The sequence below is a fragment of the Edaphobacter sp. 4G125 genome, from assembly GCF_014274685.1.
In the GTDB taxonomy this organism is placed as follows: Bacteria; Acidobacteriota; Terriglobia; order Terriglobales; family Acidobacteriaceae; genus Edaphobacter.
In genome coordinates this window covers 1,800,216-1,825,558 of record NZ_CP060393.1, presented here as the reverse complement: position 1 = coordinate 1,825,558, position 25,343 = coordinate 1,800,216, and the positions used below count along the sequence as shown (strand labels likewise).

Here is a 25,343-nt window from a genome sequence, read left to right as displayed (position 1 = left end):
GAAATCGCACCCGCGGCAATCCACACCGCAGACGCCATGCAGAAGGGGCACATACTTACCTCCCTGCCCGTGCCGCTGCTGCCGTGCGGATTCGTCCGATCAACTGACTCCAGCCATCGTCCACACCGCGCTCCTGATCGCCTACCCAACCCATCGCCCGGTGCACAAAGCGCATACGAGTTATGCCGTCTTCTTCCGTAAGGCGATATTGCAGGTTCGACACGGCGGGGTTCGACATAAAGAGTGGCCCTGAAATTTCGAGCAGCGACGGCGCCTTAATCGCCTGCACTGTACCCCAAAAGTGGCCCGTGTTGTTGCCCAGATCGCGGAACCATCGTCCGCCCGGCCACGCCTCCAACACCATCGGCATCGGCTTTTCCGGGGTTGAGTTCAACGGCCCCATCTGCTCAAGAATCGTCTCGAAGACAATCTCGATCGGGGCCGCAATCTCCTCTTCTTTAAGGATCTCGAAGGCCTGTACGACACCTTCCTTTACAGTGGCTGCCATTGTGTTTCTCCTTATCGGTTTGAATCGTCGTCCAGGCGGATCATCCGTTCCAGCGCCTTCCGCTCAGCACGCCGTTTGATCTCGCTAACCTGGTGTGTCCAGTAGCGTTCGAAAACCTTCACCCAGTCGTGCACCGGTTTCAGGCCCTCAGCATTAAGGCGATACATACGATGCTGTCCCCGTTTGACCATCGTCACCACGCCGGCCTTACGCAGTGCACCCAGGTGTTTAGAGACAGCGGGTTGAGCCATCCTCATGCGGAGGACGATCTCGTTGACGGCATACTCCTGTCCGTCGGACAGCACGGTGATGACCTCGCGTCTCCGAGGTTCAGCGATTGCGCTGAAGACGTCCGTCGGATGTGCCTTTCGTGTCATGCATCTCAATATATTCCTATATAGGAATATGTCAAGTGACAATCTCTAAATTCCTTATATGCGTGTCATTCCAACTGAATGCATAGCACCAGCGAAGGAATTCCTGCATTAACTCAAATCCGCCTACTCCCCTTGACGTTCGACCCAAAGTCAGACTAATCTCAGGTCGAATGACGACCAAAGCACAAAAAGAGCAACTTGAACTGATGCAGGGGACCCTGGACCTCCTGATTCTGCAAACCCTGGCGCCGGGACAAGCGCATGGCCACGCCATTGCGCGCACAATCGAGCGGCGTTCCGAAGAGGTGCTGCAAGTGGGGCACGGATCCTTGTATCCCGCGCTGCAACGACTCATGCGGTCGGAGTTGATCGCGGCCGAGGATGGGATCTCGGAAAACAATCGTAAAGCGCGGTTCTATCGGCTGACTGCAAAAGGGCGGAAGCAGTTATATGCGGAAACCTCGAAGTGGGAGAGGTTTGCGAATGCAATCGCAAGAATCCTTGCGCCAGTGGCAGAAGAAAAGTCGTAGTGGAGAGAAAGCAAGGATGATCAGCTGGGGTCGTCGCAGAAAACAACTGCTGGAAGAGATCGAAGAGCATATTGCGCTCGAGACGCAGATGAACCTTGATGCAGGAATGTCTCCAGAAGAGGCACAACGAGAGGCGAAGCGGAAGTTTGGCAATCCTCTCACTGCAGCGGAAGATTCGCGCGAGGTGTGGGGAGGTATGGGGCTGGAGCGCCTGGTGCAGGATGTGCGCTATGCGGTGCGGCAGCTGCGAAGGAGCCCTGCGTTCGCGCTAACGGCGATAACGGTCTTCGCGCTAGGATTGTTCGCCAGCACGGCGATCTATGCGTTTGTCGATGCCGCGCTGGTGAAGCCGTTGCCGTATCGTGCACCGAGCCGCCTGGTTGCGCTTTACGAACACATTCCTGTGGGCGACCGTTATCACCTCTCCTATCTTGACTACCAGGAATGGAGACGAAGAAACCGTGTCTTTAGTTCACTCGATGTCTATCGACCGGAAACTGTAACGCTGCGAAATCCTCGCGGTGCGGAAGAAGCATCGGGCGCGCTGATCAGTGACGGATTCTTCCACACTCTCGGCGTTGCTCCGTCTCTGGGACGGGATTTTCGCCAGGGGGAAGAAGAACCCTCCGCAACTCCCTCGGTGATCCTGAGCTATGAGGCATGGCAGAAACGCTTTGGCTCCGACAAAGGAATCATCGGACACCCAACCACGATCAATGGTGAGTCGTATGTCATCATCGGTGTACTCCCGCATGACTTTCACTTTGCTCCGGTGGGGCGGGCTGAGTTCTGGATACCGCTGCGCGGACGATGCAAAGGCAATTTTGGCTGCTTTCCTTACTACGGCATCGCACGGCTGAAAGAGAATGTGTCGTTGTCTGCAGCAGCCGAAAATCTGACTGCCATCAGTAAAGAACTGGCACAGGAGTACCCGAAGTCGAACCGTGATCGAACATCGACGATTTTTCCACTGACAGAGGCGATCCTTGGAAACGTCAAGCCGATGCTGATTACGTTACTGAGTGGTGCTGCGCTTCTGTGCCTGATTGGCTTCGTGAATGTCTCGAGCCTTCTGTTGGTGAAGACCGAGGGCCGCAGAAGAGAGATCGCAGTAAGAGAGGCATTGGGAGCTCCTCGGCTTCGACTGATAAGACAGTTTTTTGTTGAGGGCTTTCTGCTGGCTGCATGCGGTCTTGCCGTTGGACTCACTCTCACCTTTATTTCGCTCGGTGTTCTGAAACAGCAAATTCCAGCGCATGCGTTGATCAGCATGCCCTACCTGGACGAAATGCAATGGAATCTGCGCATTCCGCTCTTCGCAAGCATAATTGCGATTCTTGGCGGTGTACTGTTTGCCGCAGCGCCGATATTTCATCTGTTGCGGCTCAATATGCAGGAGGGTCTGCGCGAAAGTGGTCGTTCGTCCAGCGGCAGATCGTGGCGCAGATCGGGATCGGGTCTTGTGGTTGTCGAACTGGCCATCACCGTCGTGCTCTTGGTCAGCGCAGGCCTGTTGGCGAAAAGCTTTTACCGGCTCCTGCATGTTGATATGGGAATCGCAACCGACCAGCTGGCGCTGTTGCACGTCGTGCGCCTGGGGAAATGGGACGACAATGTGCATAACATCGCGCTCGAACGGGAGATCGTATCGCGGCTTTCGAAACTCCCAGGCGTGGAGTCTGTCGGCGTTGCAGGAGAACCTGCCGTCGGCAGTGGCGAAGGATTCACCAGCCGATTTGGGCATTTTCGTGTCGAAGGCAGATCCTACGTCGGAGAAGGCAATGAGGCGATCCATCAAATCGCGGGCGTGGGGTACTTCGAGACGCTGCGAGCACGGCTGATCGCAGGACGCTTTTTCGCACCCACCGATGATGGCTCCAGACCACGCGTTGCAGTAATCAATCAGACAATGGCACAGCAGGAGTTTGGCGGCGAGTCAGCACTTGGCAAGCGAATTATCAGCCAATACGATCCCGAACATCCGTTCGAGATCGTCGGAATCGTCGCCGACCTTAAGGATGGCCCTCTGGATATGAAGCCAACGCCTGCGGTCTATCAACCGTTTGATCAGGCCACGACGGGCGGTTTCTATGTTGGCTTTCGCACATCGCAGCCTGCGGGAGTAGTTCTTCCATCGGCAGCGAAGGCTCTGAGACAACTCGACCCTGCGCTTATTGTGAATGGTGAAGAGACGATGTCTGACCGCATAAGCAACTCGGAGGCAACCTATCTGCACAAGTCAGCCGCGTGGGTTGTCGGCGGATTCGCAGGAATGGCTTTGCTGCTGGGCACGTTGGGCTTGTATGGCGTGATCTCGTATTCGGTGACACAACGGCGCCGCGAGATCGGAGTTCGCGTAGCTCTGGGAGCACAACGTTCTGCGGTGTATAGCCTGGTGATGCGGGAAGCCCTGCGGCTCTCAGTTACAGGCATCGCAGGCGGTCTGTTGTGTTCGTTTGCCGCAACGATGCTTCTTCGCAGTCTATTGTTTGGGGTAACGCGCTGGGATGGCGAAACGTTCCTGGCAGTCATGTGCGTTCTTCTGGTGTCGTCTCTGCTTGCGAGCTATCTCCCAGCGTCGCGGGCAGCAAAGGTAGACCCGATGGTCGCTCTGCGGACAGAGTGAAACGAGAGATCGCCTTAGAAGTGCCCTTACGACAGCGGAGTACCTGTCTTGAGTGCCGGAGGCGAGTCGAACAGGGAGTAACCCGTTTCTCTATCCGTTCTATTCGTCATCCTTAACCGATGTGTCATTTCGACCGGAGCTGGCGTCGTAGACGACGGCGTAGTGGAGAAATCCCCGCATTTCGTTTTCCATAAAACATCAAATTTGCCGACATCTATGAAACTGGTGTCGCACTCGGGGGAGCAAAATACCCTGTCAACCCCCAATCCCACCCATCTCCAACTAAACAAAGCACATCCCGGTTGCAGATCTACCCCGCTCTCTCCGATAAAATAAAGATAGAAAGCAAACAGGCAAACATAACCTGAAAGCCCAATAATTCCTGTTTTATGAATACTTTGCACCACATAAACTCGATAGATCAGGACTTTTCGTCATTTTCCGAATAGAAGTCCAGACCTAAGTTTCATAGATTGAATACTTTGCATCAATTCCCGGGGAGGGGAGGCATGCTCATCGACTCACACGCGCATCTCGACTTCTACAACACACACCCAACCGAACGCGACGAAGTCCTTAGCCGTTCCTGGGCTGCCGGGGTCAAGACCATCCTCGCCATCGGTATCGGTGAAAACCCCTCCGAGATGCACTTTGCGCTCGACCTCGCCACCTCGGTCTCCGGCAACCAACTCCCCAGCATCTACGCCAGTGCCGGAATCCACCCCGAGCAGGCCCACAACGCCACCCCGGAGGGGTTGATCGAGCTCTCCCGGCTCGCCTCCCATCCCCGCTGCATCGCAGTCGGTGAAATCGGCCTCGACTACTACCACCTTGAAAATCCTGAGATCCCCGTTCAGCAGGAAGCCTTCATCGCCCAGATGAAGATCGCCACCGAGGTTCGCAAGCCCATCATCATCCACTGCCGGACCTCCGAGCTTGCGACTCCAAAAGCCAAAGAGAAATACGGTCCTGCCGACGCTGCCGCCGATACCTACAACCTGATCGAGCAGCACTTTCTCCCCAGCGGCCTTCCCGCCATCATGCACTGCTTCTCCGGCAACGTGAACGACGCGCGACGCGCTCTCGGCCTCGGCTTCTACCTCTCCTTCGCCGGCAATCTGACCTATCCAAAGGCCCAGGGAATCCGTGATGCCGCCGCCTTTGCTCCCGCCGATCGCATTCTGGTCGAAACCGACGCTCCCTTCCTCGCTCCCATTCCCCATCGCGGTCAGCGCAACGAACCCGCCCTGGTCACTCATACCGCGGCAGCCCTCGCCGAGCTTCGCGGCATCTCACCCGAGGAGTTGGCCGCCGTTACGACCGAAAACTTTCATCGCCTCTTCCCTTCCACACGCGAAACCCGGAAGAACTGACATAATAGAACCCGAAATTTATAGAGAAGGAAAAACACATGGCAGCGGATAACAGCTTCGACGTCGTAAGCAAAGTAGAGCTTCAGGAGGTCAAAAACGCAATCGATCAGGCCTCAAAAGAGGTAGGCGCGCGTTTCGACCTCAAGGACTCCAAATCGAAGATCGAGCTCGAGGGCACCGACACCATTCAGCTTGCTTCGCAGGATGAGTACAAGCTTGAAGCCGTCAAGGAGATCCTCTCCCAGAAACTCGTCAAACGTGGCATCTCCCTCAAGAACCTTGAGTACGAGAAAATCGAGCCCGCCGCCGGCTCCTCTGTCCGCCAGAAGATCAAGCTCAAGCAGGGCATCGCCTCCGAAAATGCCAAAAAGATCGTCGCCGCCATCAAGGACTCCAAACTCAAGGCCCAGGCCAGTATCCAGGGCGATACCGTCCGAGTTACCTCCAAGGACCGCGACGTCCTCCAGCAAATCATCACCAAGCTCCGTGCTGGCGACTATGGCGTCGAACTCCAGTTCACCAACTATCGGAGTAATTAATGGAACCGCTTCATTTTGGCACTTACTTACGAAGTATCATCCTGAGTGGAGCGTAGCGGAGTCGAAGGATCTGCGGTCTTATTCGGTAACGAACACATCAGGAGCTCAGGATGACCGGTTTGAAAATCCGTGCGATTTTCGAGCCGGTCGCCCTCTTCGGTAAACATCCTGTTACTCTGAATCCACGTGAGCACAATCTCCATCGCGACGGCTGCCGAGGTTTTTGACCTTCTTCGGGACGATCTGGCAGCGATTGAGCAGGAGTTCTCCCAACAGTCTTCCTCCAAAGTCGCAGTCATCACAGACATTGCCCAGTACCTCATCGCCGGCGGAGGCAAACGCATCCGTCCGCTGCTCCTTCTGCTCGCGGCCAAAGCTCTCGGCTCGACGAACCACAGCCGCATTCGTCTGGGAGCTGTGGTCGAGATGCTGCACACCGCGACTCTCGTCCATGACGACATCATCGACGAAGCCGACACCCGCCGTGGACGTCCGTCGTCCAACACGACCTGGGGAAATTCAAAGTGCGTCCTCGCCGGAGACTGGCTCTACATGCAGGCCTTCTCTGCGGCTCTTGAGGAGCGGAACTTTCACGTCCTCGACCTGCTCATCTCGCTCACCCAGCAGATGGTCGAAGGCGAGCTGCTCCAGATTGAAAAACTCGGCCACCTTATTAATGAGGAAGAATACTTCGACCTCATCTATCGCAAGACCGCCTGTCTCTTCAAAGTCTCGATGCAGCTCGGAGCAGCGATTACTCCGCATGAGTTTGGCGACGCCGCAATGGTTGAATCTCAGCTCGGCGAGTACGGCCGCAATCTCGGCTTAGCTTTCCAGATCGTCGATGATGTCCTCGATCTGACTGCTGCCGAAGATGTTCTGGGCAAACCCGTCGCCAGCGACCTGCGCGAAGGCAAGGCAACGCTGGCCGTGATCCACGCGCTAGAACGCGGTACCGGAGCCGACCGCGAAGCTATCCGCACCGTGCTGAATGACCGAAGCTTCGCTCATGTCTCTCATTTGCAGATCCTTGAGATTCTCCGTCGCCACGGCTCGATCGAGTATGCAATGGACACGGCCTGCGCCTATGCTGAGGCCGCACGACAATCCGTCGCCGACCTTCCCCCGTCCGATGCAAAACGCGCGCTGCTCTGGGTGCCGGGCTTCGTTACCAGTCGCGACCGCTAAGCCCTTCGCTATAGGAATACAATTGCGACATGTTGCGCATGCTTTCCTTGCTCGCATGCTTCGTTGCACTTACATCAGCAGCCCTTGCGCAAAGTAGCCCTGTCAGTAATCAGGTTCCAGAACCAACAACCATTCAGAGTACCGCCAGGCTTGTCCTTGTTCCTGCCCTCGTCCAGTCAGCTGCAAAAGAAACCGTCTACTCTCTTCATGCAAACGACTTCTTTCTTACGGACAAAGGAGTTCCACAAAAACTCACTCTCGACGAAGAGACCCGGCAACCGCTCTCGCTTGTCGTACTGATGCAAACTGGTGGTGCTGCCCCGCGAGAGTTCGACAAATATCGCGGCCTCGAAACAGTTCTTGCCTCAATGCTTGGTGGAGCGCCAAACCAGGTTTCTATCGTCAACTTTGATAGCAAGCCTGAAGCTGCATCACCATTTACGTCAGACATTACACAGTGGACAGACGCCATCAACCACCCCGATCCAGGCGACAGTGGCGCTGCCATCATGGATGGCCTCAAATTCGCCCTGAACCTGCTTGCGCAGCAACCCGCCAATCATCGCAGAATCATTCTGCTCTTATCGCAGCCGCAGGATTCAGGAAGTAAAACAACCGCGAAAGAGATCGCCCGCATCACCGGGGAAACCAACACAACCATTTACTCACTGGTATTTTCGCCTCAGCAAACGAGACTTAAAAACGCATGGAAAGAAATAGGGGGTGATAACAAGCCCATCACTCTGCCCAATGGAACATATTCGGCTTATTTCCATCTCTCTGAGCCCCTCAACATGGTGATTGACGCGATGAAAAAAGATATAGCGACTGAAGTAGCAACACTTTCAGGTGGGGAAACTGTCAAATTTGGGAATCAAGGCGAACTCGAAAATCAATTAATGACGATTGATAACCATATCCGTAATCGCTATATCCTCAGCTTTACTCCGACCTCATCCGAAGTTGGATTCCATCCAATCCAGGTTCGACTCCCCCAATATCCTTCGCTGAACGTCTCAGCGAGGACAGGCTATTGGTTGAGCGGGCCTTCAGATTCATCCCAAAAATAGTCGTTCAGGCTCGCGCTGCATCAAGCTTGTCTGGATCGATGTCGAGAGCCTTAATCGCATCCTCGGCAACCTTCACAGGGATCTTCCCATCTCTCGCAAGGCGGCTGATTGCAGCGAAAGCAATATGCTCAGCATCAATCTCAAAGTGGCGACGCAGGTGCTCCCGATTTTCACTCCGGCCGAAACCATCCGTCCCTAATGCCGTAATTTGCCCCGGCAACCATGGCGCGAGCCCATCCGCCAGTACCTTCATATAATCGCTGGCTGCAATAATTGGAAGCTGCTTGTCGTCTCCAAGAGTCTGCAACAAATAAGGAACACGAGGCTGTTCCCCAGGGTGAAGACGGTTCCATCGTTGACAGTCAAGCGCCTCGCGGCGTAGCTCAACGTAGCTGGTTACACTCCAAACGTCCGCCTCAATCTGGAATCGCTCGCGTAATAGCTCTTGCGCTCTAAGTGCCTCGTTGAGAATCGGGCCAGAACCGAAGAGATGTATCTCGGCCTTTCCATACTCGGCAGCCCGAAAACGATATAGCCCTTTAAGAATGCCCTCCTCTACTCCTTCCGGCATCGAAGGCTGAGGATAGTTCTCGTTATATGTCGTCAGATAGTAGAAGAGGTCTTCCTTCTCCTCATACATACGCCGCAACCCGTCTCGAACGATTACCGCAATCTCGTAACCAAAGGCTGGATCGTAGCAGGCGCAGGTGGGAACTGTGCTCGCCAGCACATGGCTATGTCCATCCATATGTTGCAAACCTTCACCGAGCAAAGTAGTCCGGCCTGCCGTTCCGCCCACCATAAAGCCTTTGCCTCTGGCGTCCGCAAAAGCCCATACAAGATCTCCTACGCGCTGGAAGCCAAACATGGAGTAATACACAAAGAACGGAATCATCGGAAGGCCGAAGTTAGCATAAGCCGTTCCCGCTGCTGTAAATGTGGCCATCGAACCTGCCTCCGAGATACCTTCTTCCAGAAGCTGCCCGTCCTTCGATTCGCGATAGTAGAGAAATTGGTCACTATCGACCGGCGTGTAAAGTTGCCCATGCGACGCATAGATTCCGACCTGACGGAAGAGTGACTCCATTCCAAATGTCCGGCCTTCATCGGGAATAATCGGGACAATATACTTCGCAAGATTTTTTTGCTTGAGAAGAGCGTTGATCACACCATTCAATGCTGAGGTCGTAGATGCTGCTCGCCCTTTAGAGCCAAGAAGAACATCCCGAAAGATCTCAAGCGGCGGAGCTGTAAAAGCAATCTCTCTATGAGAATCGCGAGCCGGTAGATACCCGCCAAGTGCTTTGCGGCGCTTATGGAGATATTGAATCTCCGGGCTTGCTTCCCCCGGGTGATAAAGTTCCAGATCGTCGATCTTCTCCTTGGGGACCGGCATCTGAAAGCGTTTCGCCACATAGGCTAGCTGCTGCTCTCTCAACTTCTTCGTGTTGTGAGCAAAGTTCCTTCCTTCTGCAGCATCGCCCAGACCATATCCTTTGACCGTCTTCGCAAGAATGACCGTGGGAGCCCCACGATGTTCGACCGCAGCTTTGTAGGCGTTGTAGACCTTGATGAGATCGTGCCCTCCACGAGCTAACTCTCCAATCTCATCGTCGGTCATTCCTTCCACGAGAGACGAAAGCTCTGGATACTTCCCGAAGAAGTGCTCGCGAACGTAAGCTCCTCTACGTGCTTTGAATGCTTGATACTCACCATCAACACATTCAGCCATTCGCTTCTGGAGTAGGCCGGTATGATCTCTGCTGAGTAGAGCGTCCCAGCCGCTGCCCCAAATACACTTGATCACATTCCAACCTGCACCTCTGTAGCTTGCTTCAAGCTCTTGAATGATCTTTCCATTGCCGCGAACAGGTCCATCGAGCCGCTGTAGATTGCAGTTGACGACAAAGATGAGATTGTCCAATTCTTCGCGCGAAGCTACCGTCAGAGCTCCACGCGTCTCCGGCTCGTCCTGCTCACCATCCCCAAGAAACGCCCAGACCTTTCGATCTGTTACTGGAATCAGCCCGCGATTCTCCATGTAGTGAATAAACCGTGCATGGTAGATCGCATTGATCGGCCCAAGCCCCATTGACACGGTAGGAAACTGCCAGAAATCGGGCATCAGCCAGGGATGAGGATAAGACGACAGACCAGAGTGCTCACGCAACTCATGGCGAAAGTTAATCAGGTGCTGTTCGCTTAATCTCCTTTCCAGAAAGGCGCGCGCATAAATCCCCGGCGAAGAATGTCCCTGAAAATAAACCATGTCTCCTGGCTTTCCTCCAATGGAAGCCCGAAAGAAGTGATTGAAGCCTACCTCGAACAATGTAGCCAATGAGGCATACGAAGCCATGTGACCACCGATATTTTCATCGTATTTATTAGCCCGTGCCACCATGGCCAGTGCGTTATAGCGGAGCAGGTTTTCAATTCTGCGCTCCATCTCTTCATCGCCGGGAAAACCAGCTTCATCCGCCGCCGAAATCGTATTCACATATGGGGTTGTGAGCGTTAAAGCAGGTGGTATTCCCAATTGAGCCGCGCGATCTGAAAGGGCATGAAGCAGGCGAATGGTTTCTTCCTTGCCATCAGCAGCGAAGACCTGATCAAGCGCTTCGAGCCATTCGGACGTCTGCCCAGGATCTGCGAATTCGATCACTTCCTCTGTCAAAGTTTTGTCACCTGCTATCACCGCGGAATACATTTGAAAACCTCGCTCAGCCCAGGAATTGGGTCGGAATTAACAGTAATCCTATGGACAACAAGTTGTCCATAGGATTACTGTTGCCAACAAACGCGAAGCACACCATACTTGAGAAGATGACCGTTCCCGGAAGAATTCGCGCGCTTCGCAGACAGAAAGGAATGACCGTTGAGGCTCTGGCCTCGTCGATTGGTATCCACAAAGGCCATCTGTCACGCATTGAGCGAGGAGAAAAGACCCCTTCGCTTGCCACCCTCGAAGCCATCGCCAAAGCTCTTGGGGCAGGAATGGCTCAGCTCTTCGGGGAAAAGACGAACGAGGAAGATGTTGTCGTAGTACGCCGTTCCGAACGAAGGAAGACCGGCGACCGCAAAACCTATCAACTCGAAGCGCTATTGACTGGGACTCATAAAACTCCACTGGCAGCTTATGTCGTTTCCCCCGGCCCTGAGTTTCTGGAGCATGAGGTTCCCAATCACCAGGGGAAAGAGTTCCTCTTTGTTCTGCAAGGGAAGATTGAAGTGCAGGTGGCGGACAGACTCCTGCTTCTAACCACTGGTGACTGCGCAACCTATGATGCCGCGCTTCACCACAAACTTCGGCGCAAAGGATCTGCGTTAGCTCAAGTGCTCGTCGTCCTGGTCACAGTCTGATGCTGTGTGATCAGCTGCTTCGCATCCGTGGATTCGCAATCGTGTAAGCCACGTCAGTCAGCAAATTCACCAGGACATACGTCAATCCAATTGCGAGGATACATCCCTGCACCAGAGCATAGTCCCGGTTGTAGATCGCAGAGATCGTGAGGCGACCGATTCCAGGCCAGCTAAAGATCGTCTCCGTAACGATCGCGCCGGCAAGTAGCGATCCGAACTGAAGTCCAATCACCGTTAGCACCGGAATCAACGCATTCCGCAAAGCATGACGATAGACAACTGTGCGCTCAGGCAGTCCCTTGGCTCGCGCCGTGCGGATGTAGTCCTGCCCCAACTCTTCGAGCATTGCGGTTCGCACCATGCGGGTCAACACAGAGGCAAACGAGAGACCAAGGGTTAGCCCTGGAAGCACGAGGTGAAGAAGAAAGTCTCCCACACCTCCATTCCCGGCCGTAGAAACAGGGAACCATCCCAGCGAAATCGAGAAGAGCAAGATCAGGATCGGCCCCAGTGCAAAATTAGGAAACGAGAGCCCGACAAGCGAAAGCACCCCAAGCGTGCGATCCTGCCAACGATTACGATGCAGCGCAGAAGCAATCCCGGCGGGAACCGACGTTGCAATCCCAATCGCGAGTGCCGCAAGGGTGAGAGCCAGCGTATAGGGATAGCGTTGCAGAAGAAGATGAGTTACTGAATCATGCAGACGAAGCGACTGCCCTAGGTTCGCATGAAGAATGCCGCCCCAATAATGCGTGTACTGCTCCAACAAGGGAGCATCGAGTCCATAGGCGTGGCGCAGAGCATCAATGTCAGAAGCCGTAGCTCCTTCGCCCAGCATTTGGACGATGGGGTCGCCGGGAACAAGATGGATCAGCAGAAAGACCAGCGAGACCACAACCCAGAGTACAGGCAGAGTGAGCAGGACACGGCGAAACGGTCGCCATAGCGAAACTTTCATTGCGTAGCTTCCCTGCTCTCTTCTTCATAAGGTGCGAACTCAATAGGGGCATCAATAGGGGCCACATGAATGCGGCTAATGCGATGGCCGTTCATCTCCGTTACGGTATAACGGCGCCCCTCGTAATCGATATTCTCGCCTGCGACAGGGATATGACCCAGCTCTGAAAGAAGGAAGCCCGCCAGCGTCTCAACCCCCGCTTCGCGCGGAAACTCCCAGTCAAGCTCATTGCGGAGATCACGAAGCGAGGTCGAGCCATCCAGCGACATCACACCAGTCGCACTTGAAAGCGCCGAACGCGTGACATCGAACTCGTCGTCCAGCTCACCGACGAGCTGCTCAAGGATATCTTCCGCGCTGACCAGCCCAACTGTGGACCCGAACTCATCGACAACGATCGCAATCTGGCGACGGTTCCGCTGAAATTCCTGTAAGAGTTCGATGGCGAGCTTTGTCTCCGGAACCACCGTTGGCTGACGCATGATCTGACGAAGCGTAATTCCAGACTGCCCACGGCCTCCCAGAGTCAAGGCAACCGAACGAAGATGCATAAAACGCGAGACGTCCTTCGAATAGACGATTCCGTTGATGTTGTCTGTTCCCGGCCCCGCGGGATCATAGACCGGAATGCGCGAATGCTGCTCTTCGACGATACGCGCGCTGGCTTGTTCGACAGGCATGTCCGCAGGAAGAGAAAAGATCTTTCCACGAGGTGTCATGATCTCGCGAACAACCACATGACTCAGTTCAATAGCGCGATGGATAATCTCTTCTTGAAAGACTGGTAGCAACCCCATGCGCCGCGTCGCGGTCGCAATGAGCTTGAGCTCTTCGGGAGAGTGTACGCCTCCTTCGCCACTGAGCGGAGCACGGAAAAGCCGCAGCACGAAGGCCGCCGACGAGTTCATCAGCCTGAGGATAGGATGGCTGATGCGCATAAAAACATCCATCGGGCCGGCGATAGCAAGGGCAATCCGTTCCGTGCGCTGGAGAGCCAGCGACTTCGGAACCAGCTCGCCCAGCAGGACCTCGAAGTAAGTAATCAGGGCAAAGGCCACGATCACCGCCGCGCCGTGCGCGTAGATCGTGGCGTGAGGAGGAAGCCGATGCAGCCAGTCTGCGGTCAGACGCAGAAGAATATCGGCAACCACCGGCTCGCCAATCCAACCGAGAGCGAGGCCGGCAACGGTCACCCCAAGTTGAGCAGCGGAGAGAAACTCATCGATCGAATGCTTGAGCTTGAGCGCCGTCCGCGCTCCCGGCCGCCCATGAGCGATCAGTTGCTGGATGCGGGTCTCCCGAACACTGACCAGCGCGAACTCGGCCGCGACAAAGAAGCTGCTGGCCAGAATGAAAAAGGCCACCAGGATGACGCGAAAAAGGATCCATTCCAGCATTAATGACCAGTGTAATCTCCATGCCGAGAAGCGCTTAGGAGAATTTGAAATCCCAGTTATGGATTGCAGATGACTCTAGCCACCGTATAGTGAACTCGCAGAAAAGTTATCGAATGCGCTAAACTTCTGCGACTGGGAGGTCCACCATGAATCGTGTCTCAACCCTCTCTCTCGCGTTTCTCCTCAGCTCATATCCTGCCTTTCCGCAGGTTGCTGCCAGTCAATCGGTTGTAGCCATATCCGTTCCCCAGATCATGGAAGCAAGCTGCCCAGTCGGGCTATTCGCACAACATCGGGGTGCGGGCTCTATCGTTCAGATCAAGGACCGGCCTGCGACGGCGACACTACCGCTGGAACTCCAATGGGACAACCATCGAGCGAAAGATATAGTTGGAGCTTCACTTCTGGTTCGAGGCTATGATGCCTCCACACGAATCCTCCCTGCGGGAAGCACAAATACTCCGCAGATGAAAAAGGTCTTCGACCTGAAGTTGAATCTCTCGGGAAACGGTAAAACTACAATCGATTTCGTAGCGCGCTCGTTCGCAACCGTAAGCTCAATCGAATTGCAATCCATCGAGTATGCTGACGGGTCGAAGTGGAACATCTCCAAAGGAGAAAGCTGTCGCATCGCACCGAACAATCTGGTCCTAATCGGTCAGCGATAAGCTCCTGGTTAAACAAAAAAAGAGCGGCCCGGCACCTGGTTCAGTGCCGGGCCGCTTCGTTTTCTGCAGAAACTTAATTCTCTTAAGCGATCACCTTGCTGACAGACTTATCGATCGTGTCCTTCGGCACATAACCGACAATCTGATCGGCAACCTGGCCGCCTTTGAAGATCAGCAGCGCAGGAATTCCACGAATTCCATAACGCATCGGCGTTGCGGTGTTCGCATCCACGTCCATCTTCATGACCTTGAGTTTGCCCTGATAATGGCTGGCAACCTCATCAACGACGGGAGCAAGTGCGCGACACGGACCACACCAGGCCGCCCAAAAATCCACCAAAACTGGCTGCTCCGATTGAAGGACATCCTTCTCAAAATTCGCGTCGTTAACTTCGGTTACAAACTGTCCTGCCATTTACTTTCCTCCCAAGAGTGCTCTGCGATTGCCACCCAAGCTGGCCGAGCAATCTTTACAATAATAGATGTTTGAAGTGGCCTGCGGTTTCAAAACCGCCACCCCAGCCAAAGCCAGGATTGCCCTCTCCGTCAAAAGGTTTATTTTCATTATCTTTGACTGACGAAAAAAATATTTCAACCTCAAACTCCAGTGTCCTCACCATTCCCCGATTGACGACCAAATTAGTCCTCATTAGACTGGTTATTGAGCTAGGCGAATCATTCCAATCGCTTTGCGTACGGGCAGGGGTTCGCATCGGAGTGCTTTTCGGTGGACCCTTTTGAGGGAGAGAACCACCTTATGTTGCAGGCATTTATCATCACTCTCCGCGAAGGCGTGGAAGCTGCGCTGATCGTCGGGATTGTCTTCGCCTACCTGACCAAGATCGGCCGCTCCGAGCTGAAACGGACCGTCTTCTGGGCCCTTGGGGCCGCCCTCGCCGCCAGTGTCGCCGGTGCCATCATCATCGCTCGGATGCAGATCAACAGCGACATCTTCGAAGGCTGGGTCATGCTGGTCGCCGCTGTCTTCGTCATCAGCATGATCTGGTTCATGCACAAGACGGCCCGAAGTATGCGCGGCGACATCGAACAAAGGGTCGCACAATACACCTCCGAAAAAGGCGTCTCGAAGCTCGGCCTCTTCCTCTTTGTCTTTCTCCTCGTTCTCCGCGAAGGCGTCGAAACTGTCCTGATCCTCTCCGCCGTCACCCTCAACTCCACCGAGTTGTTGAGCTTTATCGGCACCCTGCTTGGAGTCGCTGTTGCCGTCGTCTTCGGTGTTCTCTTCATCCGCGGCAGCGTCAAGATCAACCTGCAGCGCTTCTTCCGCGTCACCACCGTCATCCTCTACTTCGTTGCCTTCCAGCTGATCGTTAGCGGACTGCACGAGCTCAGTGAAAATGGTGTCCTTCCTTCCAGCCAGGCCGAAATGCGGCTCATCGGCCCCATCGTCCGTAACGATCTCTTCTTCTTCGTCACCATGATGGCGCTCGCCGGACTCATGATCCTGATGGAGTATCGCCGCCGCGCTCCCGTTTCGTTGCCCGCCGATGCCACTCCTGCAGACCGCCGTCGTGCCGAGTGGACCCAGCGCCGCGAAAAAATGTGGATGACCGCCGTCGTCGCCACCAGCTTCCTCTTCATCTTCCTCTCGACCGCCGAGTTCATATACGCCAAGAGCACAACCGCTCTCTCGCCCACCACTGCCGTCACTCTCGTCGGTAGCCAGGTCACCGTACCCGCGTCCCAGATCAACGACAGCCAGCTTCACCGCTACGGCGTCAACGTCGAGGACGGCAAAGGCGGAAGCGTCGAAGTCCGGTTCCTTCTCTTCAAGAAGCCCGACGGTAACATCGTCTCTGTCGGCGACGCCTGTCATATCTGCGGCCCAGTCGGCTTCTACATCGGTAGCCAGGGAATCACCTGCAAGATGTGCGCGTCTCCGCTCAATCCTTCGTCCATGGGCATGGAAGGCGGCTGTAACCCCATTCCCCTAAAAAGCAGCATCGCAGGCGGACAGGTCACCATTCAGGCCGCTGACCTCAAGACGCTGGTTCCGGTCTTCGAGCGCTAGCTATGCCGATCTCATTATCTAAACCGTGGCCGATTGAGTTGTTTATAAAGTGTCATCCTGAGCGGACTCTGAGCGAGCACAGCGAGTCGAAGAGGAAGTCGAAGGATCTGCGGTTTCCCTCCAGCAAAGACCTTGTCATTTCGACCGAAGGTGGCGCACTTTGCCACCGTAGTGGAGAAATCCGCTTCTCTACCTCAGGCCCCTCCCGGCTATTTAATCAGGAGGTTCGCTGATGTTCCTCCGTCTCCTCCTCGAATCCTTCCGCCGCCAGCGACGGCGCAAGCTGCTTGCCGGTCTGGCGATTCTGCTCGGTACCACCGCCGTCACCGCCATGCTCGCGCTCGCGACTACCATCGGAGATCGCATCCATCAGGAGCTCGCCGTCTATGGCGCAAACATCATCGTCCATCCTGCCGCCGATCAACTTGAAGTCAAGGTCGGCGGAGTCGACGTAAAGCCGGTCTCCGGCGGTGCCTACCTCAAAGAGTCCGACCTCAAAAAGCTGCGTGGAATCTTCTGGGCCAACAACATCACCGGCGTCAGCCCTGAGTTACCAGTCCACATCATCGGCAAAACCGCAGCCGGAGCAGCAGTCGACGCCAACGCCACCGGCTTGTGGTTCGATCATTCACTGAGTAGCGGAGGAGGAACAGCGCTCATGACCGGCGCCCCTGCCCTTCATCCCCTCTGGAAGCTCGAAGGCGCATGGCCTCGCGAGCAAGCCACGACACCTCAGAGTACCGAGGCCGTCGTCGGCTCTTCTCTTGCTTCGCATCTGAACCTCAAGACCGGCGATTCCGTCCAGACTGCCTCACAGACTCTCCATATCACCGGCATCGTCTCTACCGGAGACTCCACAGACAATCGGCTTCTGCTTCCTCTCAATGCCGCACAGCAGATCGCCGGAACCCCCGATGCCGTCTCGCGCGTCGAAGTCTCCGCCCGCACCAAACCTGAGGATGCTTTCGCCCGCAAAGATCCCGATTCCCTCTCGCCCAAGCTGCGCGAGATCTGGTACTGCCGTCCTTACGCCAACTCCATTGCTTACCAGATCCGTGAAGCCATCCCTGGAAGCCGCGCCGAGCAGATTCGCCGCGTCGAGCAGAGCGAGGGCAACGTGCTCAAGCGCATCAGCGGACTCATGTGGCTCATCAGTGCTGCGGCCCTGCTGGCTGCTGGCTTCGCCGTGAGCGCTGCCATGGCCACCGCCATCCTCGAGCGTCAGGCCGAGATCGGCCTCATGCGTTCCCTGGGAGCCAGCAAGACCACCGTTGCCCTGCTCTTCTATGCGGAAACCGGCTTGCTCGCCATCTTCGCTGGCGGCCTGGGATACCTCGCCGGCTCCGGCCTCGCTGCATGGCTTGGTGCGCGCATCTTCGCCACAGCCTCAGCCTCTGCTGGTTCCCTGCTGATTCCTGTTCTCTTCCCCGTTGTCATCGCGCTCGCGCTCACCGTGGCGCTCGCAGGCAGCACTCCAGCGATCCGGCGCGCCTTGACCACCGATCCCTCCACCATCCTGAGGGCCGGAGCATGAGCCGCCGCATCAGCATCACTTCCATTCTTCGCCGTTCTCTACTGCACCGTGGCACTCGCAGTCTCTCCGCGCTGATCGCCCTCACCGTTTCTGCGGCAGTTGCAACGGCCCTGCTCACTCTCTACGCCGATCTCGATGCCAAGCTGCATCACGAGTTCCGCAGCTTCGGAGCCAACATCGTCATCACCGCTCCCGAAGAGACGCACCTTCCCGAAGACGCTCTCGCTCAGGTTCGCTCCGCAGTAGGTCTTGACGCTCAGGCCGCAGAGTTCGGCTACGCCGTCGCAACCACCGATCGTGGAACTCCTGTCGTCGTAGCCGGAACCGACTTCGACGCAGCCCACAAGCTCAACTCCTGGTGGCAGGTCGATGCTTGGCCCGCATCTTCTGACGCAAACGCTGCCCTCCTCGGTCAACGCGCTGCCCAATTCGTTGCCGACGAACGCAATGTACAGCTCACCTTCTCCGGTCACCCAATCACACTGAAAGGTGCAGGCCGACTTCACACCGGCGGTGACGAAGACAACCGCATCTACATCCCGATGACCGCCTTCACCCAATGGACGGGAGCACAACCAAGCGTCATCGAAGTCCAGGTCCCCGGCGGAGCTGCACAGGTCGAATCCGCTCTCGCCCGCATCCAGAAAGCTCTGCCCGGCATGAAGGTCGAGCCCGTCCGACAGCTCGTCGAAGGTGAGTCCCGTATCGTCGACAAGACTCACGCCCTCATGTACGGAGCCGTCCTGCTGATCGCCCTCACCGTCGCCGTAAGCGTCCTGGCAACCCTCTCCGCAAGCGTCCTCGAACGCCGCCGCGACTTCGCCCTGATGAAGGCGCTTGGCGGCTCCCAGACCACCCTCATGGCGATCTTCCTGTTAGAAGCCGTCGCGCTCGCGCTCGCCGGAGTCGCCGCCGGATACATCCTCGGCTCTGCTGCCGCATGGATCATCAGCCAGCTCAACTTCCATACGGCGACTCTGCCACGCATCAGCGTGCTCCCCCTTGTCCTGCTGCTCAACCTCCTCATCGCCGCGCTTGCAGCCTTGTTTCCTGTCCGCGTCCTGCGTTCTCTCGAACCCGCCGCGCTGCTGAAAGGGGAGTAACTAAAAATGGTAAAAAAGAGTCTGGCCATGGAAAACCTGATCGATCTGGAGACGCGCCCCGACTGCGCCGTCATCTCGCTCAATGCAGTCACCCGGGAGTACGCCGGCCACGCCGGAGTCGTCCGCGCGCTCGATCACGCCTCCTTCGCCATCGTGGCTGGTGAGTGGGTTGCCATCACCGGCCCTTCCGGTTCCGGCAAGAGCACCCTGGTCAACCTGATCGGCTGCCTCGATCACCCCACCTCCGGTGAGCTCCACATCGACGGCGTCGACGTCGTCACAATGTCCGCGACCGAGCTGGATCGCTTCCGCGCCGACAAGATCGGATTCATTTTTCAGCAATTCCATTTAATTCCTTATTTATCAGCGCTTGAGAACATAATGCTCGCGCAATACTTTCACTCCATGACTGATGAAAAGGAGGCTCGTGCATCCCTCGAACGCGTCGGCCTCGGTCATCGCGCCGAGCATCTCCCCAGCGAGCTCTCCGGCGGAGAGCAACAGCGCGTCTGCATCGCCCGGGCACTCATCAACAACCCGCCGATCCTCCTCGCCGACGAACCTACAGGCAATCTTGACGCCGCCAATCAGAAGATTGTGGCTGAGCTTCTCCAGAACCTCCATGCCCAGGGCCACACCATTGTCATGGTCACCCACGACCCCGAAATGGCCGCCCTGGCGCAAAGAAAGATCGCCCTCAGCCACGGCAAGGTCTTCTGCCATCCGGTCAGCGGCCCCGTAGTCTCTCTCGGCCGTATCGATCGATAAGTAATTCGGATCATTGCCGGTGACCTCACAATGCAGTGTCATCCTGAGCGAGCGTAGCGAGTCGAAGGATCTGCGGTTAAATCCACCCCACCGTGTCATTTCGACCGAAGCGCAGCGGAGTGGAGAAATCCCCGAATTTAAAGTGACTTACATAAACAACATCCGCAGTCGATCTCCCTATATCCGCACGAACTTCAGTAACAGCACATCAAGGAAATAAAATCGACACTGCATGACCGTATCCAGTCCGTTCCGACGTTTCACCCGGCAGCAGTGGGCCGCCCTCAGCCCCAATACTCCTCTTCCTCTCACCGATGAAGATATCGCCGCACTGAGAGGTCTTTGTGATCGCCTCTCTCTGGCTGAGGTAGCCAAGACCTACCTTCCAATCTCCAGCCTCCTCAAGCTCCGTTTCGAAGCCGATCAACAACTGCTTGCCCTGCAAAATGCATTCGTGGGGAGGAAAAACGAGCGTTCCCCTTTCGTGATCGCGATCAGCGGAAGTGTCTCCGTCGGCAAAAGCACCTTCGCTCGCACTCTACAAGCGCTGCTCTCTCGCTGGCCCTGTCAACCCAACGTCGCGCTCATTACCACCGATGGCTTTCTTTACCCGAATGCCATCCTGCAAGAAAAAGGTCTGATGCGCCGCAAGGGCTTCCCCGAAAGCTACGACCTTCCCCGTCTGCTTAGCTTTCTTCACGCCGTCAAATCCGGTGAAGACGTCATCGAGGCCCCGGTCTACTCGCACCTGAGCTACGACATCCTCCCCGACCAGAAACAAACCGTCCGTAAGCCCGATGTCCTGATCTTCGAAGGGCTCAACGTCCTCCAGGCTCCTCCCCGCGCTACGGTCATCGCATCTGACTACTTCGACTTCTCCATCTTCCTTGAAGCCGATAAGGACGACCTCGAGCGCTGGTACGTCGAGCGCTTCCTCGCGCTTCAACGAACCGCCTTCCAGAACCCCGCCTCTTACTTCTATCGCTACCGCACGCTGGACCGCGAAGAAGCCATTCAGACCGCACAGTCCATCTGGCGCGAGATTAACCTGCCTAATCTGGTCGAAAACATCCAGCCCACTCGTCAGCGTGCCGACCTGATCCTGAACAAAGGCTCTGACCACCAGATCGAAACCATCTGGCTTCGCCGCTAGCCCAATAAGTGTCATCCTGAGCGACTCCGAGCACAGTCGAGGGAGTCGAAGAAATCTGCGCTCATAAAGCACCTCCAATTCGTCACTCTGACCAAAGAGGACCAGCAACAATTGACCACTTTCGATAAGCCGACATATCGGTACTCATCGGGTGTCTGTGAGCGCGTTGGCGATTTAGCACTCGTCGAGTGCTCGGTCCATATCCAAGTTCAGTATTGCCAATTACGACACAAATTACTCTTCGGAGGGATTCGGCATAAGTGTCGAAGTCCTCCATCTTGTCTACCTTGTCTACCTGGAAGCAATCGCCGCCCAAGGCCTGCCTGTCATTTCTAGTCCTCTTCGGAATACCCGACCATTATGGAACATCGAACAGTTTGCAATTCAGTATTGGATAGATCGTTTGCCATGAGGCAAAATAAGGTCTGCATTGCCTTTGAACGACTTTTCCGGGAATACTGAATGACCTTCTTCCGCCCCCTGGTACCCTTTGCTGCCATCCTTCTCGCCGCTACGCTTCTTGAAGCCACTCCCGTCGCCCTCGCTGCTCCTCAGAAGCCGATATTCCCGGTACTTCAATACGAACCCTATCCTGTCGGTTCGCCGGTGGCCATGACCGATGGCGACATGAACGGTGATGGGACCTCAGATACCCTCTACGCCACCACCAGCGGCGGCACCACGACGCTCACCCCAGCGTTGCGTTCGGGCTCTACGGTTATTATCGGCACCACCACCGCTGTCGCCTCCTGCACTGCTACGGCGCTCCTGCTTGCTGACTTGAATAAGGATTCGAAGCTCGATGCCATCGTCGCCTGCAGCGAGAACACCACCGTCATCCTGACGGGCAACGGCGACGGAACCTTCACCTCCGCCACCACGCTCGCTAACAGCGGCCGCCACTACCAGGCCGCCGATCTCAACAATGACGGCCTCCCCGATCTCATCTACTCCACTGACCGGTCTAGCGGACTTACCGTCTCACCGGACGCACAGATACAGGTTGCGATCAACAGAACCTCAGGTTCTAGCATCGCCTTCGCACCACCCACTGCGTATCCGGGCTACTTCTTTCTGAACTATCCCTACAACGACAATTACATCAACTCAAACCAGTTTCTTCTTGCCGATGTCAATCATGACGGCAAGCTCGATATCCTGACCGGTGCAGGCGATCACAGCATCTCCAATTACGTTACGCGTGTTTCTTACGGCAATGGTGATGGGACTTTTGGCCTTGGTTCACCTATTTTAATCATTGACCCTGGCACCCTCGCAGCAGCCGACTTCGACAATGACGGTGAGCTCGAGATCGTTAGCTATTACCTGAGCAACTCCGCCGGTGGAACCGTCGTGAGTATCTCCTTTCCCAATTCAGGAAAGGCCACGGTCATTACTCCGGTCCACACCGGTGTCGTATCCATCCATCCCCTCGACCTCAACGGCGACGGCAAACTGGATATTCTGCTCACAGGTGCACTCTCCACACCACTCATCGGTGACGGCACCGGCAACTTCACTGTCGGCAAGTCCTACGTCACACCGGGCAGCTTCTACGGCGCTCGCAACGGCATCAAGGGCGTCGACATCGTCTATAACACGCCTGCCGGATACTTCGTCCTACACAACGATGGCACTGGAGCCTTCGACGGCATCGCTGCCACCTACTTCTCTGACAGTCCCGTAGTCGCCGACCTCAACGGAGACGGCCTCTCCGACCTCACTGCCGCGCAGCTCCTTGGATCACTCTCCAGCCAGAAAGGTAACGGAGACGGGACCTTCAGCCCTCTCTCCTCCAATATCGCGGTCCCCTATGGCAGCATTCCCATCAGTGGCGACTTCAACGGCGACGGTATACTCGACGTCGCCTTACTCGCATCAGCGAGATCCACAACCATCTACGGCCCGGATTGGGCCGACTTCGCAGCCTCTCTTACCAGCTTCAAAGGAAACGGAGACGGAACCTTTACCAGCCTTGGCTTTCAAGGTTACATCGGCACCAGTACCTCTCAGAATTACATCAATCCTCAGGGCGTCGTAACCGGTGATTTCAACGGAGACGGCAAACTCGACATCGCTCTGTCCTACAACGATCCAAAGCAACTCTTGGCGAGCGGCGTGGGTTTCATCCCCGGCAACGGCGACGGAACCTTCCCTCAAGGGGCCAATCTATCCGACGTCGTCAACATCGACATCCAGCCCTCCGGCATCGTTTCTCGACCCTTCGCGGCCGACCTCAACGGCGACGGCAAGCTCGATCTCGTCTGGGGGCACAACGCCTACATCAACCAGGGCAGTAATAGCTTCATAGCCATCCCCTTGCCTTCCTCCGGCACGCCACTCCTCCTCGCCGACCTCAATGGCGACGGCAAGGCCGACATCTTGATCAATAACGCCATCTACGCCGGACGGGACGACGGCAGCTTCGTCTCCACCCCCATCGCCACCATTACCATGCCCGCAGGAGTCAACTTCATCACCGCCACCTCGGCCGACCTCGACGGCGATGGCAACCTCGACCTCATCATCCAGTCCTATAACCGCATGGCCTATACCACCGTGGCCTATGGAGACGGCAAGGGCAACTTCACCACTGACCCCAACTTCTACACCACTGGCACCGAAAGACCCTTCACCGCCTCCCTCGCTCGCCTCAACAAATCTGCGCGCGCCGGCACTGGGCCCGACTACATCGTCTTCGCCTCCGGCGCCGCCATGCCGCTCCTTAACACCCTGGGAACGGCCGTCTCCCCAACAATCACCCTCTCCGGGCAGTACACGAATCTCAAAACCTCCGTTCCCGCCTACTTTACCGCCACCATCGTCGGCTCCTACCCAACAGGCACCGTTACCCTCTCCACCGACGACGGCACTGTCCTCGATACAGTCACAATACCCAAAGGGCAGCAGCAGCCATTCCCCGCCATGTTCATCCCGACCTTTACCCAGCCCGGCACCTACAGGCTGATCGCCACCTACTCCGGAGATACCAACAACCTCCCAGTCACCTCTGCTCCTTTCAGTATCAACGTTGCTCGACAGTACACCGGCATTAATCTCTCCGTGATCTCCGTGAACGGAAACATCTACCAAGGCCGCAAGGTAACGCTGCACACCTCCGTTGCCGGCTATAACCCCACGGGGCAGGTCACCTTCACCTGGGGCACGACGCTCCTTGGCACCGTCACTCTCACGAACGGAGCAGGCGACCTCGATTACACCTTTAACTCAACAGGCGATACGCCCATCACGGTGTCCTACTCCGGCGACATCGCCAACGCTCCCTCCTCCAACGTTTTCTTCTACCCAGTCTTAAGTGCTCCGGACTTCTCCATTACCGCAACAGTCGTCAATGCCACCGTCAAGAAAGGCGATGACGCGCAGTGGATGATCAAGCTTGGGCCGATCAACGGCTACACCGGTATCGTCACCATCTCCTGCAAAACCATCAACTGCGGTACAACGACCATCGATGCCACCGGTCGAGCCCCCGCACAGGCGGTGCTGTCCATTCCGACGGCGTCTTTCGTCGCCGCACAGTCCAGCAGCACCAGCTACGGACCGCTCTACGCCTCGCTTCTACTATTTCTCGCAGCCGGCAGACGGCGCTGGCGCCAATCCATACAACTGCATGTCTGCCTCATCGGCCTCGTCGCCTTGCTCGGTGCAGCCTCCCTCGCCGGTTGCTCCAGCGGCACGAGCAGCAGCAACAATTCCACCTCGATCCCGACCACCAAGGCCTACACCGTCGGAATCGTACTCTCAGACGCGAGTATCGGGGTTAGCCATACCGAAAACTTAAGTATCAATGTCAGCAACTAAGCCGGTACGAGCGCCATCGGTTCATCGCTCGTTGGTGATGATGAAGGTCTGCGGCCAGCGGCCGATGGATCTTCACTGACGCCAAAAAGATGACAAATGCGCTTGTTCAGACGGGCCGGATCATCTCGACAGTTGGCTTGCACTGGTATTACGGCGCCGACTGCCGTGTAAATCCGTGTCAATCCCTCTCACTCGCCTGCTTGTTCGCTAACCAACACAAAGTAAACAGTTTTTAGCAAGAAATTTAATCCTCCAAAACTGCGGATTTGCCCTGCTCGGTTCACTACACTGAAATTAAGAGAAAAAGCTAAGACGCGCCAAAACTTCCTGACTTAAC

The 25,343-nt window shown here is 56.0% G+C and carries 21 protein-coding genes; 14 read left to right on the top strand and 7 right to left on the bottom strand.

The window, feature by feature from the left end; translation table 11 throughout:
- Positions 1-55: 55 nt before the first annotated feature.
- Complete coding sequence (locus H7846_RS07585) at positions 56-508, bottom strand: SRPBCC family protein (protein WP_186695859.1); 453 nt, start codon at positions 506-508, stop codon at positions 56-58.
- A gap of 11 nt (positions 509-519) precedes the next feature.
- The gene (locus tag H7846_RS07580) at positions 520-885 is read right to left on the bottom strand and encodes an ArsR/SmtB family transcription factor (RefSeq protein WP_186695858.1); all 366 of its coding nucleotides are present in this window, start codon (positions 883-885) and stop codon (positions 520-522) included.
- A gap of 170 nt (positions 886-1,055) precedes the next feature.
- Between H7846_RS07580 and H7846_RS07575 the strand changes: the two genes are divergently transcribed.
- The 6 genes from H7846_RS07575 to H7846_RS07550 all read left to right on the top strand — a co-directional run bounded on the left by H7846_RS07575 (position 1,056) and on the right by H7846_RS07550 (position 8,211).
- Positions 1,056-1,415 carry a PadR family transcriptional regulator gene (locus H7846_RS07575; RefSeq protein ID WP_186695857.1) on the top strand — a complete coding sequence of 120 codons (360 nt, stop codon included), beginning with the start codon at positions 1,056-1,058 and terminating at the stop codon, positions 1,413-1,415.
- A 16-nt stretch (positions 1,416-1,431) separates the two neighbouring features.
- Positions 1,432-4,041: an ABC transporter permease gene (locus H7846_RS07570; RefSeq protein WP_186695856.1), complete on the top strand. Its 2,610-nt coding sequence runs from the start codon at positions 1,432-1,434 to the stop codon at positions 4,039-4,041.
- Between the two features lie 509 nt (positions 4,042-4,550).
- Positions 4,551-5,414 (top strand): TatD family hydrolase, encoded by an 864-nt coding sequence (locus H7846_RS07565; RefSeq protein ID WP_186695855.1) that lies wholly within the window; start codon positions 4,551-4,553, stop codon positions 5,412-5,414.
- Between the two features lie 38 nt (positions 5,415-5,452).
- The gene (locus H7846_RS07560) at positions 5,453-5,953 is read left to right on the top strand and encodes a YajQ family cyclic di-GMP-binding protein (RefSeq protein WP_186695854.1); all 501 of its coding nucleotides are present in this window, start codon (positions 5,453-5,455) and stop codon (positions 5,951-5,953) included.
- A gap of 186 nt (positions 5,954-6,139) precedes the next feature.
- On the top strand, positions 6,140-7,141 hold the full coding sequence (locus tag H7846_RS07555; RefSeq protein WP_186695853.1) for a polyprenyl synthetase family protein: 1,002 nt from the start codon (positions 6,140-6,142) through the stop codon (positions 7,139-7,141).
- A 29-nt stretch (positions 7,142-7,170) separates the two neighbouring features.
- Positions 7,171-8,211 carry a VWA domain-containing protein gene (locus tag H7846_RS07550; RefSeq protein ID WP_186695852.1) on the top strand — a complete coding sequence of 347 codons (1,041 nt, stop codon included), beginning with the start codon at positions 7,171-7,173 and terminating at the stop codon, positions 8,209-8,211.
- 4 nt (positions 8,212-8,215) lie between these two features.
- Here the strand turns inward: H7846_RS07550 and aceE are convergent, their stop codons facing one another.
- The gene (aceE, locus tag H7846_RS07545) at positions 8,216-10,873 is read right to left on the bottom strand and encodes a pyruvate dehydrogenase (acetyl-transferring), homodimeric type (RefSeq protein WP_255460926.1); all 2,658 of its coding nucleotides are present in this window, start codon (positions 10,871-10,873) and stop codon (positions 8,216-8,218) included.
- 125 nt (positions 10,874-10,998) lie between these two features.
- On the opposite strand from aceE, the gene H7846_RS07540 reads away from it, so the two are divergent.
- Entirely contained in the window at positions 10,999-11,571 is a 573-nt protein-coding gene (locus H7846_RS07540) for a helix-turn-helix domain-containing protein (RefSeq protein WP_186695850.1), read from the top strand.
- Between the two features lie 10 nt (positions 11,572-11,581).
- On the opposite strand, the gene H7846_RS07535 is transcribed toward H7846_RS07540, so the two are convergent.
- Both H7846_RS07535 and H7846_RS07530 read right to left on the bottom strand, forming a co-directional pair.
- Positions 11,582-12,529 (bottom strand): ABC transporter permease, encoded by a 948-nt coding sequence (locus tag H7846_RS07535; protein ID WP_186695849.1) that lies wholly within the window; start codon positions 12,527-12,529, stop codon positions 11,582-11,584.
- A complete protein-coding gene (locus H7846_RS07530; protein ID WP_186695848.1) occupies positions 12,526-13,926 on the bottom strand; it encodes a hemolysin family protein in 1,401 nt (466 codons plus the stop codon). The genes H7846_RS07535 and H7846_RS07530 overlap by 4 nt, the downstream gene beginning before the upstream one ends.
- Positions 13,927-14,072: 146 nt before the next feature.
- Between H7846_RS07530 and H7846_RS07525 the strand changes: the two genes are divergently transcribed.
- Complete coding sequence (locus H7846_RS07525) at positions 14,073-14,594, top strand: hypothetical protein (protein WP_186695847.1); 522 nt, start codon at positions 14,073-14,075, stop codon at positions 14,592-14,594.
- Positions 14,595-14,676: 82 nt separating this feature from the next.
- On the opposite strand, the gene trxA is transcribed toward H7846_RS07525, so the two are convergent.
- Entirely contained in the window at positions 14,677-15,009 is a 333-nt protein-coding gene (gene trxA, locus H7846_RS07520) for a thioredoxin (protein ID WP_186695846.1), read from the bottom strand.
- A gap of 55 nt (positions 15,010-15,064) precedes the next feature.
- Entirely contained in the window at positions 15,065-15,232 is a 168-nt protein-coding gene (locus H7846_RS07515) for a hypothetical protein (protein WP_186695845.1), read from the bottom strand.
- 119 nt (positions 15,233-15,351) lie between these two features.
- On the opposite strand from H7846_RS07515, the gene H7846_RS07510 reads away from it, so the two are divergent.
- The 6 genes from H7846_RS07510 (at position 15,352) to H7846_RS07485 (ending at position 25,006) form a co-directional block, all read left to right on the top strand.
- Positions 15,352-16,626: a Fe-S-containing protein gene (locus tag H7846_RS07510; protein WP_186695844.1), complete on the top strand. Its 1,275-nt coding sequence runs from the start codon at positions 15,352-15,354 to the stop codon at positions 16,624-16,626.
- A gap of 232 nt (positions 16,627-16,858) precedes the next feature.
- Positions 16,859-18,160: an ABC transporter permease gene (locus tag H7846_RS07505; protein ID WP_186695843.1), complete on the top strand. Its 1,302-nt coding sequence runs from the start codon at positions 16,859-16,861 to the stop codon at positions 18,158-18,160.
- Positions 18,157-19,263, top strand: a complete 1,107-nt coding sequence (locus H7846_RS07500) for an ABC transporter permease (RefSeq protein ID WP_186695842.1) — start codon at positions 18,157-18,159, stop codon at positions 19,261-19,263. Before H7846_RS07505 ends, H7846_RS07500 begins: the two co-directional genes overlap by 4 nt.
- Before the next feature lie 6 nt (positions 19,264-19,269).
- Positions 19,270-20,031, top strand: a complete 762-nt coding sequence (locus H7846_RS07495; RefSeq protein WP_222597555.1) for an ABC transporter ATP-binding protein — start codon at positions 19,270-19,272, stop codon at positions 20,029-20,031.
- Positions 20,032-20,263: 232 nt separating this feature from the next.
- Complete coding sequence (gene coaA, locus H7846_RS07490; protein ID WP_186695841.1) at positions 20,264-21,184, top strand: type I pantothenate kinase; 921 nt, start codon at positions 20,264-20,266, stop codon at positions 21,182-21,184.
- A 462-nt stretch (positions 21,185-21,646) separates the two neighbouring features.
- On the top strand, positions 21,647-25,006 hold the full coding sequence (locus H7846_RS07485) for an FG-GAP-like repeat-containing protein (protein WP_186695840.1): 3,360 nt from the start codon (positions 21,647-21,649) through the stop codon (positions 25,004-25,006).
- Positions 25,007-25,343 lie beyond the last annotated feature (337 nt).

Coding starts and splice junctions, on each gene's coding strand:
- H7846_RS07585 (WP_186695859.1), bottom strand. CDS start 508: ATGGCAGCCACTGTAAAGGAAGGTGTCGTACAGGCCTTCGAGATCCTT.
- H7846_RS07580 (WP_186695858.1), bottom strand. CDS start 885: ATGACACGAAAGGCACATCCGACGGACGTCTTCAGCGCAATCGCTGAA.
- H7846_RS07575 (WP_186695857.1), top strand. CDS start 1,056: ATGACGACCAAAGCACAAAAAGAGCAACTTGAACTGATGCAGGGGACC.
- H7846_RS07570 (WP_186695856.1), top strand. CDS start 1,432: ATGATCAGCTGGGGTCGTCGCAGAAAACAACTGCTGGAAGAGATCGAA.
- H7846_RS07565 (WP_186695855.1), top strand. CDS start 4,551: ATGCTCATCGACTCACACGCGCATCTCGACTTCTACAACACACACCCA.
- H7846_RS07560 (WP_186695854.1), top strand. CDS start 5,453: ATGGCAGCGGATAACAGCTTCGACGTCGTAAGCAAAGTAGAGCTTCAG.
- H7846_RS07550 (WP_186695852.1), top strand. CDS start 7,171: ATGTTGCGCATGCTTTCCTTGCTCGCATGCTTCGTTGCACTTACATCA.
- H7846_RS07535 (WP_186695849.1), bottom strand. CDS start 12,529: ATGAAAGTTTCGCTATGGCGACCGTTTCGCCGTGTCCTGCTCACTCTG.
- H7846_RS07530 (WP_186695848.1), bottom strand. CDS start 13,926: ATGCTGGAATGGATCCTTTTTCGCGTCATCCTGGTGGCCTTTTTCATT.
- H7846_RS07525 (WP_186695847.1), top strand. CDS start 14,073: ATGAATCGTGTCTCAACCCTCTCTCTCGCGTTTCTCCTCAGCTCATAT.
- trxA (WP_186695846.1), bottom strand. CDS start 15,009: ATGGCAGGACAGTTTGTAACCGAAGTTAACGACGCGAATTTTGAGAAG.
- H7846_RS07510 (WP_186695844.1), top strand. CDS start 15,352: ATGTTGCAGGCATTTATCATCACTCTCCGCGAAGGCGTGGAAGCTGCG.
- H7846_RS07505 (WP_186695843.1), top strand. CDS start 16,859: ATGTTCCTCCGTCTCCTCCTCGAATCCTTCCGCCGCCAGCGACGGCGC.
- H7846_RS07500 (WP_186695842.1), top strand. CDS start 18,157: ATGAGCCGCCGCATCAGCATCACTTCCATTCTTCGCCGTTCTCTACTG.
- H7846_RS07495 (WP_222597555.1), top strand. CDS start 19,270: ATGGTAAAAAAGAGTCTGGCCATGGAAAACCTGATCGATCTGGAGACG.
- coaA (WP_186695841.1), top strand. CDS start 20,264: ATGACCGTATCCAGTCCGTTCCGACGTTTCACCCGGCAGCAGTGGGCC.
- H7846_RS07485 (WP_186695840.1), top strand. CDS start 21,647: ATGACCTTCTTCCGCCCCCTGGTACCCTTTGCTGCCATCCTTCTCGCC.